This is a genomic window from Amycolatopsis sp. NBC_01286 (assembly GCF_035982555.1).
GTDB lineage: Bacteria > Actinomycetota > Actinomycetes > Mycobacteriales > Pseudonocardiaceae > Amycolatopsis.
Genome location: NZ_CP108428.1, coordinates 6,005,282 through 6,027,534, shown reverse-complemented (window position 1 = coordinate 6,027,534; position 22,253 = coordinate 6,005,282). Strand labels below are relative to the sequence as shown.

The 22,253-nt window shown below is 74.1% G+C and carries 2 protein-coding genes (1 of these 2 cut by a window edge); both read right to left on the bottom strand.

What is annotated here, in order from left to right; all coding sequences use genetic code 11:
- On the bottom strand, positions 1–13,236 hold the 5' portion of the coding sequence (locus tag OG570_RS28890; protein ID WP_326952297.1) for an SDR family NAD(P)-dependent oxidoreductase. Its footprint begins 9,357 nt before the window's first position; 13,236 of the gene's 22,593 nt are visible here — the first part of the coding sequence; the start codon lies at positions 13,234–13,236; its stop codon lies beyond the left edge, outside the window.
- Positions 13,233–22,253, bottom strand: a complete 9,021-nt coding sequence (locus OG570_RS28885; protein WP_326952296.1) for an SDR family NAD(P)-dependent oxidoreductase — start codon at positions 22,251–22,253, stop codon at positions 13,233–13,235. The genes OG570_RS28890 and OG570_RS28885 overlap by 4 nt, the downstream gene beginning before the upstream one ends.

Below are 22,253 nucleotides of genomic sequence, written 5' to 3'. Positions count from 1 at the left end.
CAGGGCCTTCACGCTGCGCAGCGTCGCGCGGACGTCGGCGGTGGTGTGCAGGACGTTGGCCGCGATGACGACGTCGAACTCGCCGGTGTCGAGGCCCTGCCCGTGCGGCGGCTCGGCGACGTCGAAGACCTGGTAGGTCAGGAAGTCGTGGTCGAAGGCGTCTTCGGCGCGGTGCAGGAACGCGCGCGAGACGTCGGTGAAGCAGTACTCGGCGAGCGGCAGCCCGGCACGGGTGAGCCGGTCGAGGACCACCCGTGTGGTGCCGCCGGTGCCCGCGCCGACCTCGAGGACGCGCAGCCGCGCGCCGGGCTCGGCGGCGAGGCGCGCCCGCAGGAAGCCGGCGACGTGTTCGGCCAGCACGGCGTTGAAGTGATCGGCGACGCGGTTGTCCCGGTAGACGCCCTCGACCAGCGCGAAGGAGCCGTTGGGGAAGAGGACGTCGGTGGCGAGGACGTCGCCGCGCAGCACGGCGGGCAGGGCGGGGACGGTCCGGCCGAGCAGGTCGAGGGGCGTGCGCAGGTCGGGGTTGGCCGCGGCCCAGCGTTCCGCGTCACGCTGCCACGCGGCGCGGCAGGTCGCGGCGTCCGGTCCCGGGATCCACTGGCCGGCGTCGATCAGGCCGTGGCCGGTGAGCACCCGCAGCATCGGCGGCAGCCAGGCGGCGAACCGCTCGCCGGCGCCGGTGAGCCCGGCCTCCCGCAGCTCGGCGGCGACCCAGCGGGCCAGGGCGGCGTCGATCTCGGCGGGCACCGGGCCGGCCTGGTAGGTGGCGAGCGCGGCGGGCAGCTCCGGCGTGATCGGTTCGGCCGGCGTCGCTGCCGCCGGGAGCCGCACCACGGCGGTCTCGCCGGTGAGCACCCCTTCGACCGGCAGCGGCCGGCCGAGCCGCAGGAACCCGATCTGGTCGAGCGGCCCGGCGAGCAGCCCCTCGACGGCGGCCATCGCGGCCGCGGGCTCGATCGGGGCGAGGCCGAGGGCGGCCATGCCGTCGAGGAGGTCGTCGGTGACGTTGCCCCAGTAGCCCCAGTTGACGGTCTTCACGCGGCAGCCGAGGGCGTCGCGCAGGCCGTCGGCGGCCGCGTCCACGTAGGCGCAGGCCGCGGCGTAGTGCGCCTGCTCGGCGTTGCGGATGAAGCTGACCAGCGACGACACCAGCAGCACGAAGTCGAGGTCGTCCCCGGCGAAGACGTCGGCGAAGTGCACGCACGGGTCCACTTTGGACTTGAGCGTCGCTTCGAGAGCCGGCTCGCTCAGCTGCGCCAGCGGGGTGTGGCTGAACGTCATGGCCAGGTGGACGACGCCGTCGATCCGGCCGTGGCGACGGAGGACTTCGGCACGGACGTCGCGCAGCTCGGCCGGATCGGCGACGTCGGCCTGCAGGTACTCCGCGTTGCTCCCCTGGCGGCGAGCGCGGATCCCGTCGTCCTCGGGACGGCGGCCGACCCAGACGGGCCGGGCGTCGTAGGTGCGGGCGAGATACTCGCTGAGCACGACGCCGAGGTCCCCGGCGCCACCGGTGAGGACGTATACCCCGCCGCGGCGGAACGCGGCGGTCGTGGCGGCCTGCTCGACCGGCACGAGCCGGCGACGCAGCCACTGGCCACCGGTGCGCCGGAAGGGATGGGCGCGGCGGTCGGCGGGCAGCCCGAACACCTCCGCCGCCGGGAACGGCTCGCCCGCCGCGAGGTCGACGGCCCTGACGCGCCACCGCGGCTGCTCCTTGGCGAGCCCGCCGACGAGCCCGTGCAGGCCGGCCTGGGCCGGGTCCCGGGTGAAGGCGTCGTGGGTGACGAGGGTCAGCTCGAAGTCGCGGTCACCGTGGCGGGCTTGCAGCTGGTTGAGGACGCGGAACAGCTGCCGGGTCGCCGTACGGTGTTCTTCGACGCGCTCGGCCGCGGTGGTGCGGGTCCGGGTCGGGACCTCCACGACGACCCGGCCGATCACGCCGTCGTCCTCGGTGAGCACTTCGGTCCCGGCGGCCCGGATCGCCTCGACGTCGGCGGCGGACAGCCCGATCGCGAGCACGGCGCCGCCGGAGGAGACCTCGGCGGGCCGGTGCGGCTCCCAGACCGGGCAGACGGTGAGGTCCCCGGCGGGAAGGTCGGCACCGGAGACAGGTGCCGCAGCGGCGGGCACGGGTGCGGTAGCTTCGCGCACCGCGGGAACCGAGGTCACCGCAGGCGCGGTCGGCCTTGCCGGCGCCGTGGCCGCAGGCAGAACCGGCACCTCAGCTGCGACAGGCGAGGGAAACGCGGCTTGGGTCGCAACCGCCGCGGGGGCACCGGGCTCAGTCTGCTTCGCGGAACTCGCGGACCCGGCCGATGCCGCAACCGTCGTCGAGCCACCGGGCGCGGCGCCGGCGCGCTTCTGGCTCCCCGGCACCACATCCGTGTACCAGTACCGCTCCCGGGCGAACGGGTACGCCGGCAAGCCCACCCGGCGCGGGCGCGGGCCGCCGGTGTGCAGGCGGGACCAGTCCACCTCGACGCCGCTTGCCCAGGCCTCGGCGAGCGGGGCCAGCTTGCCGCGCGCGCCCCAGCGGACCAGGGTCTCCTGGAAGTCGTCGTCCGCGGCCAGTGCCGCCAGCGTGCCCGACAGCCCCGTGCCCGCGAACGTGTCCGGGGGCAGCTCCGCACCGCGGACGTAGGCGTCGAGTGCGGCCGCCAGTGCCTCGGTCGAGCCGGCCACCGTGGCGAAGCGGGCCGGCATCGGCTCGCGGCCGACCTGGAGGGTGTAGGCGATGCCGGCCAGGTCGGCGTCGGTCCGTGTGCTCAGGTCGTCGCGCAGGCGGGCCGCGGACTCGCGCAGCCGGTCCTCGTCCAGCGCCGACAGCACCACGGCCTGCGCCGCGGCCGGTTCTTGCGCGCGTTCGGGCACGATGTACTCCTCCACGAGCAGGTGGGCGTTGGCGCCGCCGGCGCCGAACGCCGAGACCACCCCGGCACGCGGCACACCGCCGTCGCGGGGCCACGGCGCGGCGTCGCGCTGCAGCACGAACGGCGTGGCGCTGAAGTCGATCTCCGGGTTGACCTGCCCGGCGTGCAGCGACGGCGCGAACGTGCCGTGCCGCATCTGCAGCAGCACCTTGCTCAGCCCGGCGATCCCGGCCGCCGCTTCCAGGTGGCCGATGTTCGACTTGACCGAGCCGAGCGCGCAGAACTGCCGGGCGTCGGTGAACTCGCCGAACGCCGACGTCAGGCCGGCGATCTCGATCGGGTCGCCGAGCGGCGTGCCGGTGCCGTGCGCCTCGACGTAGCCGACGCGCCGCGGGTCCACCCCGGACTTCCGGTAGACCTGCCGGATCACCGCGCCCTGCGCTCGCGGGTTCGGCACGGTGAAGCCGTGGGTGTGGCCGCCGTGGTTGACGGCGCTGCCCCGGATGACGCCGAGGATGCGGTCGCCGTCGGCCTCCGCGTCGGCGAGCGGGCGCAGCAGCACGGTGCCGACGCCCTCGCCGGGCACATAGCCGTCGCCGCCTTCGCCGAAGCTGCGGCACCGGCCGTCGCTCGCGGCGAACTGGGTCTGCCCGATCATCAGGTACTTGCTCGGGTGCAGCGACAGGTTGACGCCGCCGGCCAGCGCCGCACCGCACTCCCCGCGCCGCAGCGCGGCGCAGGCGAGGTGGATCGCGGACAGCGCGGAGGCGCACATGGTGTCGACGGCGATGCTCGGGCCGCTCGCGTCGAAGAAGTACGAGACGCGGTTCGCGATCGACGCGAGACTCCCCGGCACCACGACCGGTTCCCCGCGCACCGCTTGTTCGGCGCCGTAGAGCTGGTACTCGGTGTACATCGCCCCGGCGAACACCCCGACGTCACCCGCGTCTTCGCCGACACGCGCCCGAGCGGCGGCCCGCAGCGAGTCACGCGTGTGCCCGGCGTCCTGCAGCGTTTCGTAGGCGGACTCGAGGAACAGCCGTTCCTGAGGGTCCATTGTGGACGCGGCGCCCGGCGAGATGCCGAAGAACAAGGGGTCGAACTCGTCGACGCCGTCGAGGAAGCCGCCCCACTTGGCGTAGGTCTTGCCGGGGGCGCCGCGGCGCGGGTCGTAGTAGCGGTCGTGGTCCCAGCGGTCGCCGGGGATCTCGGTGACGGAGTCGGTGCCGGCAAGGAGGTTGGTCCAGAACTCGGTGAGGTCCCGCGCGCCCGGGTAGCGCCCGGCCATCCCGATGATGGCGATGGGGATCTCTTCGTCCGCACGGGCCGGGGGCACGGATTCGACGGCCGGAGCGGGCGCGGATTCCACGACCCGCGTGACGGCGGCTTCCGGCACCTCGGGCTCCTGCGCCGCGGCGAAGCCGACCAGCGCGGCGAGCGCCTCCGGCTGGGTCTCGGCGAAGTGGCGAGCGAGCCCGTCGATCGTGCGGACCTCGAAGAACAGCGTGCTGCCGACGTTGTCGAGGTCCTTGCGCACCGCTTCGGTCAGCTGGACCACGAGGATCGAGTCGATGCCGTACCGGTCGAACGTCACGTCGGCGCGCACCGAGGCGACCGGCAGCTGCAGCACGTCCGCGACGAGCGCACGGAAGTGGTCACGCGCCCGCTCCAGCAGGTCGGTCTCCCGATCCGGGCTCGCCGTGACAGGAGCGGGAGCAGGAGCAGGCGTGACGGCGACCGGGACGGGTTCGTCGGCGACCTGCGAGAAGGCGGGCCCACCAGCCGGGACCGGCTGCCGGACCACACCGTCGCTCTCGGCCACGAACACCTGCTGGCCCAGGTCGTCGGCACCTTCCGCGGCGATGAACGCCGGCCGGAAGCCCGTCTCCGTCAGGGCCCGCACCCAGTCGCGCGGGGTCAGGCCGGGCGAGCCGGAGATGCGCAGCGCCGGGTCGTCGTAGCGCCACCAGCCGTCCAGCAGGCCGAACGTGAGGTGGCTGAAGAACACGTTGTCGCTCAGCTCGTTCAGCAGCAGGACGCCGTTCGCGCGCAAGGCGGCCTTCGTGTTGGTCAGCGTGGCGCGGATGTTGCGCGTCGCGTGCAGCACGTTCGTCGCGACCGCGACGTCGAAGCCGCCGAACCCCTCGTCCAAGGGCTTCTCGATGTCGACGATCCGCGGGTCCAGGTACGGCGCGATGTCGCCGTAAGCCCGGCGCGCGTGCAGCAGGAACGCCTTGGAAAGGTCGGTGTAGCAATACGTTTCGATGTTGTCCCGCCACGGCGCCAGCCGCCGGAACAGGACCGCGCTCGTGCCGCCGGTACCCGCGCCGATCTCCAGGATCCGCAGCCGCGCCGCGGGATCCGCCGCCACCCGGGCGCGGACGTGCTCGACCAGCGTGTCCGCGAGGACGTCGTTGAAGTAGTCCGCCACCGGGTTGTTCCGGTAGACGGCCTCGACCAGTTCGAGGGAGGACTTCGGGAACATGACGTCGGTCGCGGGACGGCGGCCGGTCAGGATGTCGGGCAGGGCGCGCACGGTCGTGTCGACCAGCACCGCCTGCGGACGCTTGCCCTCGCTCGCCAGCCACGGCGCCCGGTCGGCGTCCCAGCGGCGCCACGCCTCGGCGAGGTCCACCGGCGACGGGGCAACGGCTTCGTAGCGGCCGTCGGCCGAGCGCAGCAGGCCGGTGCGGACGAAGACGTCGAGGGTGTGCGACAGCCAGCGTTCGTACCGCGGCTCGATCCCGCCGGCCGCGAGCAGCTCGGCGGCCGTGCCCGGGCGGGCGAACAGGCCCAGCTCGCGCAGGAGCGCCCAGGTGAGCCGGACGAGCGCGGCCTCCATCGACCGCCCGTGCCCGTCGGCGGCGACACGCACGCGCTCGATGTCGGCACTCCGGTCGGGTCGCGCCGCGAGCAGGTCGGCGACCGGGGCGGAAGACCCGGCGGGCAACGCCCTCAGGGCGCTGTCCTCGTAGAACGCGGCGATGCTGCGGGCGTCGGCGGCCTTCAGCAGCGCCAGCCGGTCGAACGGCGAGGTCAGCAGGCGGTCGAACGCGGCCATGCCCTCCGCCGGCTCGATCGAGCCGAGGCCGAGGCGCGCCATCCGCTGCCGGTAGCCGTCTTCGGCGACGATGCCGACGCCACCCCAGTAACCCCAGTTCATCACCTTCACCGGGCAGCCGAGCCGCTCGCCGAGCTGGTCGGCGTACGCGTCGGCGAACGTGCAGCCCGCCGCGTAGTTGGCCTGGCCGGGCGCGGTGAAGAACGCCTGCATCGACGAGAAGAACGCGACGAACTCCAGGGGCTGGTCCGCGAAGACCTCGGCCAGGTTGACGGCGATGTCCGCCTTGGCCGCGTAGGTCGTGCGGAAGCGCTCCTCGGTCATCCGCGCCACGCTCTGGTCGCCCAGCACGATCGCGGTGTGCAGCACCGCGTGCACTGGCCCGTGCCGCTCGACGATCGTCGCGCGGGCCCGGCGCAGATCGTCCACATCGGACGCGTCGGCGCGGACGTAGTCCGGCTTCGGCCCGAACGCGGCGAGCCGTTCCTGGTTCGCGGCGATCTCCGCGTCGAGCGGACGGCGGCCGACCCAGACGACCTGGGTGCCGTGGCGGCGCAGCAGGTGCTCGGTCCACACGGTGCCGATGCCGCCCGCGCCGCCGATCGCGACGACGACCCCGCCGGGTGCCGACGGCGTGTCGGACGGCGTGTCGGCGACCTCCAGGAGCCGCGGCCGGAACCACTCGCCGTGCCGCCGGGCGGCGACGACGCCGTACGGGCCGGCTGGCGGGTTCGCCACCGCGTCCCACGGCACCGGCTCGTCCGCGGCGACGTCGACGATCCGCACCTGCCAGTGCGGGTACTCCTTCGCGACGGACCCGAGCAGGCCGTGCACGCCGGCGTGCACGGCGTCGAGGGTCCGGTCGCCCGGCACCCGGCACGCCTGCCGGGTGACCGCGGTGAAGCCGATCTCGCGGCCGTCCGCACCGCCGTCGAGGAGGGCCTTGACCAGCCGGAAGACGCTCAGGACGCCGTCGCCGGACGGCAGCCAGAAGACGTGGTCGACGTCAGCGGGGAGTTCTCCGTCGAGCAGGGTGGCGCCGGGGAACGCGGCCAGGAACGCCGCCCGCTCGGCCGCGTCGCCGCCGGCGAGGACCGGGCGGGAGCCGGCCGCGGGCTCTCCGGCATCGGACACCGCGTCCCACACCGGGGCGAGCAGCGCCGTGCGCGGCGACGATGTCTCGGCGACGCGGCGGAAGGCCAGCCCTCGCAGGCGGACCGCGACGCGGCCGGCGTCGTCGCAGACGTCGATGTCCACTGTGGTCACTTCGGTGCTGTCGGTGGCGCGGCGGACGTGCGCCCACATCGTCTCGGCGGTGGGCGTCAGGATGTCGACGGCGTCGACCGCGAACGGCAGCGCGGGCCGGCCGTCGCGTTCGGCCAGCGCACCGGCCGGGTCGCCGAACAAGCCGACGACCGCCTGCACAGCGCTGTCGAGCAGCGCCGGGTGCACGGCGAGGTCCGCGCCGCGGGCGGCGGTGGGCACGACGAGCTTGGCCAGTACCTCGCCGTCGCCGATGGCGAGCCGGTCCAGGGCCCGCAGCCGGGCGCCGTGGCGGATGCCGACGGCGTCGAGCGCCGCGCGGCACTGCGCCGCGGTGAGCGACCGGGCGGTGCACCGCTCGCGCACCGCGTCGAGCGGCACGGTGTCAGCGGTTTCCGGCTCGGTGTACCGGCCCTGGGCGTGGACGTCGGTCGCGTCACGCCGGATGCGGAAGGCGGCACCTTCGCGCTCGACGGTCAGGTCGGCGCCGGTGGCGTCCACCGGGAAGGGCGCGCTCCAGACGAGATCACGCAGGCCGGCCGGGGCGAACGCGGTGCCCGGGGTCACGGCGCGCCGCGCGAACTCCAGGGAGAGGACTGCGGGCAGGACGGCCTGGCCGTTGACGTGGTGGTCGGCGAGGAAGAACTCCTCCCCGGTGAGCCGGACCCGGTACGCGGAGGACGTGAGGTCCGCTGGGGGTCGTGAGTGGTAATGAGGGTTAGAACCCGCATTACCACTCACGACAAGCCGCGGCAGACCCTCGGACGGAACGGCCGCCGGCCAGTAGCTCTGACGCTCGTACGGGTACGTCGGCGCCGGGACCACGCGGCGCGCGGCTGCCGGGAAGGCCTCGGCGACCTGGGCGATCGCCCCGCGGACGAAGGCTCCCGCCAGGTCGCGGGCCGTCGACGGGCTCACCGCGTCCGGCTGGGCGTCGGCGGGGACCTCGCCGGTGAGCACGTCGGTGGCCGTGCCGGACAGCCACGCGCGCAGGCGGTCCGCGAGCGCCGCGGTCCCGTCGGCGACGACCGCGAGCCGGTGCGGCAGGACGGCACGGCCGGCGGCGAGGCTGTACGCCAGCTCCGCCGCGGCCAGGCCCGTCTCACGCTCCAGGTGCGCGACGAGCCGTTCGGCCACCGATCGGAGAGCCTCCGGCGAGCGCGCGGACAGCAGGAACGCCTGCTCCCCCGGCACGTCGGCGGACGGCGTCCGCGGGTACTCCTCGAGCACGACGTGGGCGTTGGTGCCGCTCGCGCCGAAGGAACTGACCGCCGCCCGTCGCGGGCCGTGCGCAGGCGCAGGCCACGACGCCGTAGCGGTCGGGATCGTGAAAGCGCTGCCCGTCAAGGGAATCCGCGCGTTGGCCGCGTCGAAGTGCAGGGACGCCGGGATCGTCCGGTGGCGCAGGGACAGCACCGCTTTCACCACACCGGCGACGCCCGCGGCGAACTGGGTGTGCCCGATGTTCGTCTTGATCGAGCCGAGCGCGATGCTGCCCGGCGACGCGTCGGCGAACACGCGGGACAGCGCGCGGAACTCGATCGGGTCGCCCAGCTGGGTGCCGGTGCCGTGCGCCTCGACGAGCTGGACACCGTCGAGACCCGCGTGGACTTCACGCAGCAGCCGTTCCTGGGAGGCCGCGCTCGGAGCGGTGATGCCGTTGGTCGTGCCGTCCTGGTTGACGCCCGACGCGCGCACGATCGCGTGGATGTGGTCGCCGTCGCGTTCGGCGTCGGCCAGCCGCTTGAGCACGAGCGCGCCCGCGCCTTCGCCCGGGACGAACCCGTCGGCACCGACGTCGAAGCTGCGGCAGCGGCCCGACGGCGAGAGCATGCCGGCGCGCGTCGCCGACCCGTACAGCCGCGGTGTCGTCTGCACGAACACGCCGCCGGCGATCGCGACGTCGGCCGTGCCCGCCTTCAGGTCACGGCAGGCCAGGTCCAGCGCGACGAGCGAGCTGGAGCACGACGTGTCGACGGTGAGCGCCGGGCCGGTGAAGTCGAGCAGGTACGCGATCCGCGACGCGACGACCGAGCCCATCGTGCCCCACAGCGCCTGCGCCGGGGCCGTCCGGTCGAGGTGCTCGCCGTAGTCCCCGGCGTAGCACCCGACGTACACGCCGGTGCGGCCGCCGAGCCGTCGCTCCCCCGTGTAGCCGGCGTCTTCGAGGGCGTTCCAGCACTGTTCGAGGAAGATCCGCTGCTGCGGGTCCATCGCCGTCGCCTCGACGCCGGAGATGCCGAAGAAGGCCGGGTCGAAGTGGTCGATGTCGCGCAGGAAGCTGCCGGTGCGGCAGGCGACGTCGCCGGCCAGGGGCCAGCGCGTGACGGGCTCGACGAGGTCGGAGCCCGCGGTGAGGTGCGCCCACAGCGCCTCGGGCGTTTCCGCGTCGCCGTAGCGCGCGGCCAGGCCGACGATGGCGATCGCGTCGTCGGCCTTCGCGGAGGCGGCGGGCTTGGACACGGGCCGGGCGCCGGCCAGGAACGCGCCGAGACGGTCGGCCGTGCCGTGGTCGAACAGGTCCGTGGTGTCGAGGTCGGTGCCGAGGGCCTCGTTGAGCCGGTGCACGAGGCTGACGCCGAGGATCGAGTCGAGGCCGTAGTCGGCGAAGGGCCGGTGCCGCTCGATGTCGGCCGCCGGCATCTGCAGGATGTCCGCGAGTTCGGCCAGCAGGACGTCTTGCGCGTCGGCGTGCTCCTCGCGCGGAGTCGCCACCTCGGTGGGCTCGAACCAGAACTCCGGCCCGGCGAAGGGGTAGCCGGGCAGGTGCACCCGGGTCGACGAACCGTCCACTTCGGACCAGTCGAGGGGCGTGCCCTTGGTCCAGAACGCGGCCAGCTCGCCCCAGGCGCCGTCGGCGACCCACTTCCCGACGAGCGCGCGCACCTCGGGCTTGCGGGTCAGCGCGGCCAGGGTTTCCTTGCTCGCCTGGACCTTTCCGCGCCACCACGGTCCGTCGGCGACCTCGGACAGGTACGCGCCCAGCTGCTCGCGCCACTCCGCCGCGCTGCGCGCCACGAAGCAGAGACGCTCGTCCATGGCCTCGCGGCCGGTCTGGAGCGTCGCCGCGATGGCGGCGAGATCCGGCGTCTCCCGCGTGTCGAGCCAGGCGGCCAGGGCGGCGGCGCGGGCGCGCAGGTCGGCGTCGGTCCGCGCGGACAGCGGGAGCAGCACCGGGTGGCGCGGCGGCGTCGGCGTCGCGGCGCGCTGGTACTCGGCGACGAGCACGTGCGCGTTCGCGCCACCCGCGCCGAACGAGGAGATCCCGGCGACGCGGCGGCCGGTCGAGGGCCAGGCGCCGCCTTCGCGGGTCAGCGTGAACGGCGTCGCGGCGAAGTCGATGTCCGGGTTGGTCCGCTCGGCGTGCAGGGTGGGCGCCAGCTCGCCGTGTTCCAGCTGCAGCACCACCTTGGTCAGCCCGGCGATGCCGGCCGCCGCCTCCAGGTGGCCGATGTTGGACTTGACCGAGCCGAGCGCGCAGTCCGCCGGGGTGTCCGCGAAAGCCTGGGTCAGGCCGTCGACCTCGACGGGGTCGCCGAGGCGGGTGCCGGTGCCGTGGGCCTCGACGTAGCCGACGTCGGCCGACGTCAGCCCGGCGTTGTCGAGGGCCTCGCGGACCACGGCGGCCTGCGCACGCGGGTTCGGGACGGTGTAGCCGTTGGTGCGGCCGCCGTGGTTGACGGCCGAGCCGACGATGACGGCGTGGATCGGGTCGCCGTCCGCTTCGGCCGCGGCCAGGGGCTTGAGCAGGACCGCGCCGACGCCCTCGCCGGGGACGAAGCCCTCGCCGCCGTCGCCGAAGCTGCGGCAGCGGCCGTCGGCGGCGAGCATCCGCGCGCGGGACAGCTCGACGTAGGTCGACGGGTGCAGGTACAGGTTCACGCCGCCGGCGATGGCGAGCTCGCACGCGCCGTGGCGCAGCTGCTCGCAGGCCTGGTGGATCGCGGTGAGCGAGGCCGAGCACATCGTGTCGACGGGCAGGCTCGGGCCGCGCAGGTCCAGCAGGTAGGAGACGCGGTTGGCGAGGGAGGCGAACGACGTCCGCGGTGCGCGGCGGGGCCCGCTCACGGCGGGCGGGTGGTTGCGGTCGAAGCCGGTCTTGGTGACGCCGGCGAAGACGCCGACGCGGCCCTGGTGCTGGTCGGCGAGCCGCTCCCGGGTGTAGGCGGCGTCTTCGAGCGCGGACCAGACGGTTTCGAGGAAGAGCCGTTCCTGGGGGTCGATGTCGGCGGCGTCGCGCGGGGCGATGCCGAAGAAGGCCGCGTCGAAGCGGGCGAAGCCGTCGAGGAAGCCGCCCCACTTGCTGTAGCTGGCGCCCTCTTCGACGGCGCGCTGCTGGTCGGGCTGGAAGAAGCCGTCGAGGGGCCAGCGCTCGATCTCGCGGACGCTGTCGCGGCCCGCGCGGAGGTTCTGCCAGAAGGCGTCGAGCGTGGGGGCGTCCGGATAACGGCCGCTGATCCCGATGACGGCGATGGGTTCGCCGGCGGCCGGTCGTGAGTGGTAATGAGGGTTAGAACCCGCATTACCACTCACGACAAGCCGCGGCAGGGCACCCGCCGGAACCCGTTCGCCGGTCTCGCTCGCCGGGGCGGTGGGCGCGGCGGCGGTGGGCGCGGGGGCGGGGGCGGCGGCGGCGGCGGGGGCGGTGGGCGCGGGGGCGTCGTCGAGCCAGCGGGTGCAGCCCTCCGGGTGGCGCTCCGCCAGGTGGCCGGCCAGCGCCGCGAGGGTCGGGTACTGGTACAGCAGCGTCTTCGGCAGCGCGCCGAACCACTCGGTGAAGCGGCGGTTCAACCGGGTCACCGTGAGGGAGTCGATGCCGTAGCCGTCCAGTGGCGCTTCGGCGTCCAGGCGGGTCGCGTCGAGGCGCATCGTCTCGGCGATCAGGTCCTTCAGCCGCGTGAGGACGCGGGCTCGGAGGTCGTCCTGGCCGGTCATGTGGTTCCCTTCCCCGGTGATCACGACGTGGGCGGCACCGAGCGCGAGCGCTCCGTGCAGGGCGGTGAGCGCGGCCCCGGTCTCCAGCGGTGGGCCGAAGCGTTCGGCCAGCTCGGGCAGTTCCTCCTGCGGCACGCGCATTCCGCCGTCGCGCCACAGCGGCCAGCCCAGCGAGACGCCGACGCCGGGCCCGCTGCGCTGCGCGAGGTAGGCGTCGAGGAAGCCGTTGGCCGCCGCGTAGCCGGCCTGGCCCGCGTTGCCGAGCGTCCCGGCCGCCGCGGAGAACGCCGCGAAGAAGTCCAGCGGCAGGTCGCGTGTCGCCTCGTCCAGGGCGACCAGGCCCGCGACCTTCGGCGCCAGCACCGCCTGGAAGTCCTGGTAGGAGCCTTGGATCAAGTAGCCGTCACGCAGCACGCCCGCCGCGTGGAGGACGCCGTCGAGCCGCCCGTACGTCCGCACGACCTCCTGGACCAGCGCGCGCACCGCGGCCGCGTCCGTGACGTCCACCTCGCGGTACTCCCCCGGCCCGGCCGGCGACCGTCCACATCGGACCAGCGTGGCGTCCGGCGGGAGGTCCGCGGCGAGCAGCCGGCCGATGCCGCCCGCGCCGCCGGTCATCAGGTAGACCCCACCGGGCTTCCAGGCGCGTCCGGTACCCGGCGCGACGGACTCCCAGTCCGCGACGAAGCGGCCCTCGGCGGTGAACCGCACGTGCTCCCCCGGGCCGGAAAGCGCGGCATCGAGGTCCGCCGGCTCGCCGCTGAACTCGACCAGCTGCACCCGCAGCGCCGGCTCCTCCTGGGCGGCGGTGCGCAGCAGCCCGATCAGGCCCGGGAACACCGACCCCGCGCGGCAGGCGACCTGGACGACGCACGGTCGTCCGTCCCCTGTGGACAGCAGCCGTTTCAGCTCGCCGAACAGCCGGATCGACGCCCGCTCGTACGCGGTCCCGGCGTCGTCACCGCCGGTCTCCACGGCGGCGAACGACACACCCGGCAGCCGACCGGGCAGGTCGCACGTCATGACGAGCCGTCGCACGCCGGCGGGCAGCGTGGTCGGGCCGGCCGGTTCGCGGCGCCAGGTGGGCACGCGCAGGGTCATGAGGTCGCTCCCGTCACGAGACGCGGGGTATCGAGCACATCGGGGCTCTCCTGGTCGGCCAGCACGGCTTCCAGCAACGCGGCGCGCGCGTCGACGTCGAAGGCGACGGGCGGCGCGGCCGCCTCGGGCACCCAGTAGCGCTCACGCGCGAACGGGTAGGTCGGCAGTCGCAGGATCCGGCGTCCGGCCGGGTGCAGGTCCTCCCAGACGACCGTCCGGCCTTCGCACCACAACGCGGTGACGCGGTCGAGGTCGGCGCCCGTCACCTCCGGGTCCGCCGTGCGGTCCCGGCGCACCGCGGCCCCACGCGCCCGGCGCAGGGTGCCGGTGTGCGGCCCGGGCCGTCCGGCGAGGAACGCGTCGAACCCGGCGACGACCTCTTCGACGCTCGAGGCGGCGAAGCCCAGCCGGTGTTCCATCTCCTCCCGGCCCACCTGCAGCGTGAAGGCCAGGTCCGCCAGGGAGGGGTCGTGGCTGACCACGAAATCGCGCAGGGCAACCACGCGTTCCCGCAACCGGTCGGCGTCCCGGGCGGACACCACGATCGCCTGGGGACCGGACTCGGGAGCCGGCTGCGGGCGCGAAGGCGGTTCCTCCACGACGACGTGCGCGTTGACGCCGCCGAAGCCGAAGCTGCTGACCCCGGCGCGCAGCGGCAGTTCCTGCCCGGCGCCGTCGGTCACCGGTTCCCAGCGGCGCAGCTCGCGCACCACCTCGAAGCCCTCGGGCGCGAGGTGCGGGTTCAGCTCGGCGCAGTGCAGCACGGGCAGCAGCTCGCGGTGCCGCATCTGCTGAAGCACCTTCAGCAGGCCCGCCAGGCCGGCCGCCGCTTCCGCGTGGCCCATGTTCGCCTTCACCGAGCCCAGGGCGCGGGTCCGGCCGGGCGAGGCCCCGAGGTTCCGGTAGGCCCGGGTGAGGGCGTCGACCTCGACGGGGTCGCCCAGCGCGGTGCCGGTGCCGTGCGCCTCGACGTAACCGACGCTGTCGGGGTCGACGCCCCGCATCGCCGCCTGGACGACCGCGGCCTGCGCGGCGGCGTTCGGCGCCGTGAGCGACGCGGCACGGCCGCCGTGGTTCTCCGCGCTGCCGAGGAGCACGCCGTGGACGACGTCGCCGTCGCGCAGTGCGGCGGACAGCGGCTTCAGCAGGACAGCCGCGGCGCCTTCCGAACGGACGTAACCGTCGGCCCCGGCCGAGAAGGTCTTGCAGCGGCCGTCGGGGCTGAGCATCCCGGCGGTCTGCGTCGCGGCGAACGTGTCCACGCTCAGCAGGAGGTTCACGCCCCCCGCGATGGCCATCCCGCAGCGTCCGGACCGCAGGCTCTCCACCGCGCGGTGCACGGCGACGAGCGAGCTGGAGCAGGCGGTGTCGATCGGCTCGCTCGGGCCGTGGACGTCGAGCAGGAACGAGACGCGGTTGGCGAGCACGGCGTGCGAGTTGCCGGTGGCGGTGTAACCCTCGGGCGCGACGCCGCCGGCGTTGAGCAGGTGGTGGTAGTCGTGGCCGGAGACGCCGAGGAAGACGCCGGTGTCGCCTGGCAGCCGGACCGGCGGGTAGCCGCCGTCTTCGAGAGCGGTCCAGACGGTTTCCAGTGCGAGGCGCTGCTGCGGGTCCATCAGCTCGGCTTCCAGCCGTGAGACGGCGAAGAAGTCCGCGTCGAACCGGTCGACGCCGTCGAGGAGGCCGGCGAACTTCGGGAAGTCCGCGTTGGCGACGACTTCGGCGTAGCGGTCGTCGAAGCGGTCACCCGGGTAGTGCGAGACCAGGTCGGTACCTGCGCGCAGCCGCTCCCAGAAGGTGTCGGGGTCGTCGGCGCCGGGGAAACGTCCCGCGATCCCGATGATCGCCACGGCATCGCCGGGCTCGGCCGCGACCGGCGAGGCGGCTGGGGCGGGCGGGGCAGCCGGGGCGGGCGTCGTCGTGGCGGGCGCGGCGGCCGTGAACACCGCCGGCTCCTCGACCTGCTCGGCCAGCGCCTCGACGAGACCGCGGATGTTGGGGAACTCGAAGAACACCGACGGGCGCAGGTCGATCCCGAGCCGGCCGCCCAGCTCCGTGGCCAGAGCGGCGAGCGTGATCGACTCGAAGCCGAACGCCGGGAAGTGCGTGTCGAGGTCGATGTCGGCCGGGTCCGCCTTGAGCAGCTCGGCGACGGTCTGCCGGACCGTGCCGGTCAGGCCCGGCCGGCCGGCGGCCGGGGCGTCCGCGCCGGTGCCGAAGTCGGCGCCGGTGAGGCGGCCCAGTACGTGGCCGTCCTCGTCGAGCAGGCGGACGTCGAAGACGGCGTCCCCGGTGCGCTCCAGCAGCACCGCGCGGGTGCGGTCGAGGTTCCGGCCGGTCAGCGAGCCGAGGCGCCGGATGGTGACGTCGGCGTCGGCGGACAGGTGCTGCACGCCCTGGACGAGCCCGGCGAACACCCAGGCCGGGACGCGGACCCGCCGCTTCCCCGGGTCCTGGCAGGTCGCGGGCTCGGCGACGCGCACCAGCAGCCGGCCGTCGATCTCGGCGACCCCCTCGACCGCCTTCGCGTACGGCCGGGGATCGACACCGAGTTCGGCGAGCCGCGCGTAGAAGGCGTCCTGGTCAAGCGAAAGAGGCGCGGTCACCGGGGCCTCGTCCTCGGGTTCCGGGGCGGGGACGAGGTCGGCGCCGAACACCGGCGCCCCGGCCGAAGTGCGGAGTTCCACGCGGTGTCCGGTGCCCAGCCGCCAGTCGAGCTGCTCTTCGGCCGACGGCGCGGGCAGCTCGCCCCAGTGTGCGTCACGGACGGCCCACTCGCCGTCGAGACCGGCCACCTCGGCGAAGGCGAGCACGCCGTCCAGCAGCGCGACGGTGGCGTACCGGCGGTCGCGCCGGACCGAGTACGTGTAGTCGAGGAGTTCGTCGCCGCGCAGCGCGAGCCGGTAGCGGATACCGCTCAGGTCGGATCGGTTCACCCCGACCCACGGGTGTTCCCGCCGCGCGAAGGCGAGCGGGTTCAGCACGCTCGGCGCGTCGTCGAAGGCCGGGTACCAGCAGCGCACCTTGTCGAACGGGTACGCGGGCAGCGACAGCTTGGCCGGACGCGCGGGCCAGAGGACGTCCCAGTCGACGTCCGCGCCGGCGGCCCAGGCTTCGGCCAGCACCGGCAGGTCGGCGTCGGCGAGCGCGCGCGTCACGACGTCCGGGTCCGGGGTCTCGGACACGCCCATCGTGCTGGGGGTGAACCGGACGCCCGCCGGCGCGGTGCCGCTCCAGTCCACTTCGGACAGTTCGGCGAGGCGGGTCTCCGCGTCCTCGGCGTCCTCGACGACGAACGCGAGGCGGCACGGCAGCTCGTTCTTGCCCGTCTGCAGGGTGAACGCGAGCGCGTCCAGGCCGGGGCGCTCGGCGCGGACGTAGGCGTGCACGTCGCGGAGCACCCGCCCCAAGGCCTGCGGGGTGGTCGCGGAGAACACCAGCAGCCGCGGCCGGCCCGTGTCCGGCACCGTGGCCACGCCGTCGTGCTCCTCGACGACGAGGTGCACGTTCGCGCCGCCGGCGCCGATCGACGTGACGCCCGCGCGGCGCGGCACCGGCTGTCCGTTCAGGACCGGACGCGGCCACTCCGCGCGCTCACGCTGGACGACGAACGGCGTGTCGGCGAAGTCGATCGCCGGGCTGAGCGTCTCCGAGTGCAGCGACTCGACGATCGTGCGGTGCTTCAGCTGCAGCAGCACCTTCGTCAGACCGGCGATCCCCGAGCCGGACAGCAGGTGCGCGACGTTCGACTTGACCGAGCCCAGCGCGCAGAACCCGCGATCGGCGGTGTCGCGGCGGAACGCGCTCGTCGCGCCGCGGATCTCGATCGGGTCGCCCAGCGACGTCGCCGAGCCGTGGCCTTCGAGGTAGCTGATCGTGCGGGCGTCGACGCCCGCGTCGTCCAGGGCCTTCTCGATCGCGCGGCCCTGCTGGGCCGGGCTGGGCACGGTGAAGCCGTTGCGCACGCCCGCGTTGGTCATGCCGCTGCCGCGGATGACGCCGTAGACGTGGTCGCCGTCGGTGACCGCGGCCGAGAGCGGCTTGAGGACGACCATCCCGACGCCTTCGCCGAGGACGGTGCCGTCGGTGCCGATGCCGTAGCTGCGCAGGAGGTCGGCGGACTTGCTGGTGAAGTGCGCCTGCGACGTCGCGATCAGGTCGTAGGGGTGCAGCATCAGGTTGACGCCGCCGACGACGGCCATCCGGCAGTCGCCCGCGCGCAGCATCCGCACGGCCTGGTGCACGCAGGTCGACGACGACGCGCACATCGTGTCGAGGAACATCGACGGGCCGGTGAAGCCGTAGAAGTAGGAGAGCATGTTGGCGAAGACGCCGAGCTCGCTGCCGCTGGTGGTGGTGCCCCGGGTGAGCAGGTTTTCGAAGCCGTAGAGCGAGTAGCTGTTGTTCATCGAGCCGACGAGCACGCCGACGTCACCCTCGTAGCGGCGCTGGATCGTCTCGCGGGAGTAGCCGGCGTCCTCCAGTGCGGTGACGCCCGACTGCAGCAGCAGCCGGACTTCCGGGGACAGCAGTTCGGCTTGCCGCTGGGAGATCGAGAAGTAGCGGGGGTCGAAGGCGTCGATGTCCCGCAGGAACGTCCCGGCCTTCACGACGGTCTTGCCGGGGACGTCGCGCTCGTCGAAGTAGAGGTCGCTGTGGCGCCAGCGGTCGGCCGGGACGGGTTCGAAGCTGTGCCGTCCTTCGCTGAGCAGGTCCCAGAACTCGGCCAGGGTGTCGGCGCCCGGGTAACGGCCGGCCATGCCGATCACCGCGATGTCGTGGGTGTCTTCGCGGGGTCGTTCGATGATGCGCGCGGGCGCCGGTGCCTCGGACGTTTCGACGACCACCGGGGTCTCCGTCTCCGAGGTCTCCGGGGTGCCGAACATCTCCTGGAGGCGGTCGCGGTGCTCGCTGATCAGGTAGCCGGCGACGCCGCGGAGGTCGACGTACTCGAAGAAGAGCGTCTTGGGCAGCGAGCCGAAGTCGTCTTCGAGGCGGCTGGTGACGTCGACGACGATGAGCGAGTCGATGCCGTAGCGCTCCAGCTTCTGATCGGCCCGGATGTGGTCCGGTTCGCGGCCGGTCAGCTCGGCGAAGAGCCGGCGGAGGTGGTCCTCGGTCTTCGCGGTCAGGGTGCGGTCGTCCACCTTCGACGTCGTCGCCCGCTTGGTGACGGGCTTTTCGCGGGTCAGGCCCGCGTACCGGCGGAGCTTGCCGGCTTCACCGTGGAGGACGGCGCGCTGCGGCGGGGCGTCGACCTGCAGCGCGCGGTCCAGCGCGGCCAGCCCGGCGGCGGTCGGCAGCGGGACGGTGCCGGTCGTCTTCCGCAGGTACGCCTCGGTCGCTTTGTCGACGCTCATGCCGCCCTCGGCCCACAACGGCCAGTCGACGACGCGGACCGCGTAGCCGTCGGCTCGGGCGGCGAAGGCGTCGAGGAAGGCGTTCGCCGCGCCGTAGGCCGTCTGGGCCGCGCTGCCGAAGGCGCCGGCGACCGAGCCGAAGAGGGCCAGGAAGCCGGCACCGTGCTCGCGGCAGACGGCGTCGAGGTGCGCGGTCCCGGCGAGCTTGGGCGCGAGCACCGGCGCGGTGGCTTCGAGTGGCGTGGCGACGAGGTAGCCGTCGGCGAGGACGCCGGCGGCGTGGAAGACGCCGTCGATCCGGCCGTGCCGGTCGTTGATCGCCGCGGCGGCCCGGCGCACGTCGGCGGCGTCGGTGACGTCGACCTGGTGGTAGCCGGGCAGTTCGGGCCGCGCGCGGCGGCCGCTGAGCACGACGGTCGCGTTGTAGCGTTCGCGCAGGTGATCGGCGAGCAGTGTCCCGACGCCGCCCGCGCCGCCGGTGATCCAGTAGACGCCTTGCTCGCGCAGCAGCGATTCGCCGTCGGTGGCGGCCAGTTCGACGGTTTCCCGCACCAGCCGCCGGCCGGCGCGGTCGTAAGCGACCTCGATGTCGGAGGTGGCGGCTTCGGTGCGGACGATCGTTTCGAACCGCGCGTCATCGGCGGGCCCGTCGACGAGCACGAGCTTGCCGCGAACGGCGGGGTTCTCCTTGTGCAGCGACTTCAGGACCGCGCCGAGCGGGGCGTACACGGGATCATCGGGCGAGCCGGGCGCGACGACGAGCACGGTCCGGGTGGCGCTGCCGGGCCGGTCCAAGAGGTCGCGGAGGTGCTGGTAGCAGGAGTCGAACGCGGCTTGCGCGGCCTCGGCGGCGACTAGCGCGCCGGTGCGGGACGACGTGGCACCGGTCAGCGGGAGGATCTCCGCGTCCAGGCGCTGCGCCGTTTCGGGGCTGTCGGCGAGCAGTGCGCTGAGCACTACGAGCGGTCCTGTCCGGCCGGTCTCGACCGCCTGCGCGGGGTGCCACGCCTGGCGCACCTCGATGAGGTCGCTTTCGGCGGCCGGAGCGACCGAATGAGCCGGAGCGGCGGGGGCCGTCGAGGCGGCCAGGGAGCGGGGCGTGTAGCCGCGGAGGCGGGCGCACAACACGCCGTCCTCGCCGTACAAGTCGACGTCCACTTTGGACTCCGTGCCGCGCAGGACCGCTTGCGTGACGCGGCCGACCGGGCCGAGCAGCGTCAGCTCCGTCAGCGCGAACGGCACGCTGGCCGCCGCCGGGGTGCGCCAGTCCGAAGACCCCAGCGCCAGGACCGCCTGCAGGGCGCTGTCCAGCACCACGGGGTGCAGCAGCCAGCCCGGCGCCGCCTGGGCCGGTACCCGGATCCGGGCCAGAACGCCATCGGCACCACGGGACACCGACTCGAGGCCGCGCAGTGCCGGGCCGTGCTCGACGCCGCTCGCGCGCAACGCCGAGTAACCGCCGTCGACGGCCAGGTCCGCGGGGAACCGGGCGGCCAGGTCACCGGCAGCAGAGCCGCCGGGGGTCCCCGGGACGAGGCGGCCGGAGACGTACCGCTCCCCCGCCTCGTCGAGCACCGCGAAGTCGAAGCCGTCGCCGGCGGGCACCAGCCGCAGCCGGACGTCCAGGCGAGGACCCGGCACCGTCAGCGGACGGATCCAGCCCACGTTGCGCACGCTGGGGACCTCGACCGGCGAAGCGGCCAGGACCAGCCCGAGGACGGCCACGCCCGGCACGACCGGAACCCCGTTGACCACGTGGTCGCGGATGACGTCCTGCCCGGCGTGGAACGTCAGCGGGTACGTCCACCCGCCGTCCTCCTCGACGCCTTCGCCCAGCGACGGGTGACCCGCTTCCAGCGGGCGGAACCAGAACGGCGTGCGCGCGAAGGCGTAGCCCGGCAGGTGCACCCGGCGGCCGGTCGCGGGCCACGCCGACCAGTCGACCGGCAGGCCGTGCGCCCAGGCGCGGGCGAACTTCTCCAAGCGGCCCTGGGCGAGCCAGGCGGCCGCCAGCTCGGTCACGTCGGCCTCGTCGAGGCCGCCGGTCAGCTCGGCGGCCGAACCACCGGCCACGCAGTCGTCCGGCGACGAACCCGCCGCGACGCTCTCCAGCTGCCCCGCCCAGGTATCGAGGTCGCGGGCGCGGAACACCACACGCGCGGGCATCGGCACCCGGCCGTGCCGGAGGGTGTGGGCGATGTCGGCGACCGCTATGACGTCACCCGACGCCAGCCGGGTCCGGGCCCACACCGCGAGTCCGGCGCACGTCTCGCGCAGCCGCTCGTCGTCCATCGCCGACACCGGCAGCCATTCGTCCTCTTCGGACGGTCCGGACGGCTCGACCGGGGACGGCGACTCCAGCAGCGCGTGGGCGTTCGTCCCGGCGAAGCCGAACGAACTGACCCCGGCCCGCAACGGCGAGCCGTCGGGCGCCGTCCACTCCGACAGCTCGTCGACGACGCGGAACGGGCTGCCCGTCAGCGTGATCAGCGGGTTCAGCCGTTCGAAGCCGACCGTCGCGGGCAGGGCCCGGTGCCGCATCGCGGCGATCACCTTGAGGATCCCGGCGACGCCCGCGGCGCCTTCGAGGTGCCCGATGTTCGTCTTGACCGAGCCGATGCCGCAGTGCTGGCCGGAACTCGTGTCGCCCAGTTCCGCAAACGCTTTCTTCAGGCCGCGTACCTCGATCGGATCACCGACGGGCGTGCCCGTGCCGTGCGCCTCGACGTAGCTCACCGACGCCGGCTCGATCCCGGCACGGCGGTAGGTGTCGGCGATCAGCCGCGCCTGCGCGTCCGGGTTGGTCACCGTCAGCGAGCTGGTCCGGCCGCCGTGGTTGGTGCCGACGCCCTTGATGATCGCGTGCACGGCGTCGCCGTCGCGAAGCGCGTCCTCGGCGCGCTTCAGCAGCAGGACGCCGCCGCCCTCACCGCGCACGTAGCCGTTCGCGCCGGCGTCGAACGCCTTGGCGCGGCCGGCCGGGGAGAGCATGCCCGCCTTGCTGAACGCGATGAAGTGCCGCGGCGACCAGATCAGGTTGACGCCGCCGGCGAGCGCCTGGTCGCAGTCGCCCGACGTCAGCGCCTGCACCGCCTGCTGCACCGACACCAGGGAGCTCGCGCAGGCGGTGTCGTTGACGACGCTCGGGCCGCGGAAGTCGAAGTGGTGCGAGACGCGGTTGGCGATCACCGCGTACGCCGCGCCGGTCGGGTAGTACGCGTCGATCGTGTCGAGCTCCTGCTCGATCAGCTCGGCGTAGTCCCAGTGGCACACGCCCATGAAGACGCCGGTGCGCGAGCCGGCGAGCCGGTCGGCGCGGTAGCCGGCGTCCTCGACGGCGTGCCAGCTCAGCTCCAGCGCCATCCGCTGCTGGGGGTCCATCAGCCGGGCCTCGCGCGGGGACACCTGGAAGAAGTCGGCGTCGAAGCACTCGGCGTCGGTGATGAACCCGCCCCAGACGCTGCTGGTCTTGTCGCCGTCGCGGCGCGGGTCGCCCGCGTGGTCGGCGGCGCGCCAGCGCTGCTCGGGCACCTCGCTGATCAGCGAGCGCCCTTCCGCGAGGTTCGCCCAGAACTCGTCGCTCGTGCGGGCGCCCGGCAGCCGCAACGCCTGGCCGACGACGGCGATGTCGTGGGAACCAACGGAACTGTGTGCCAT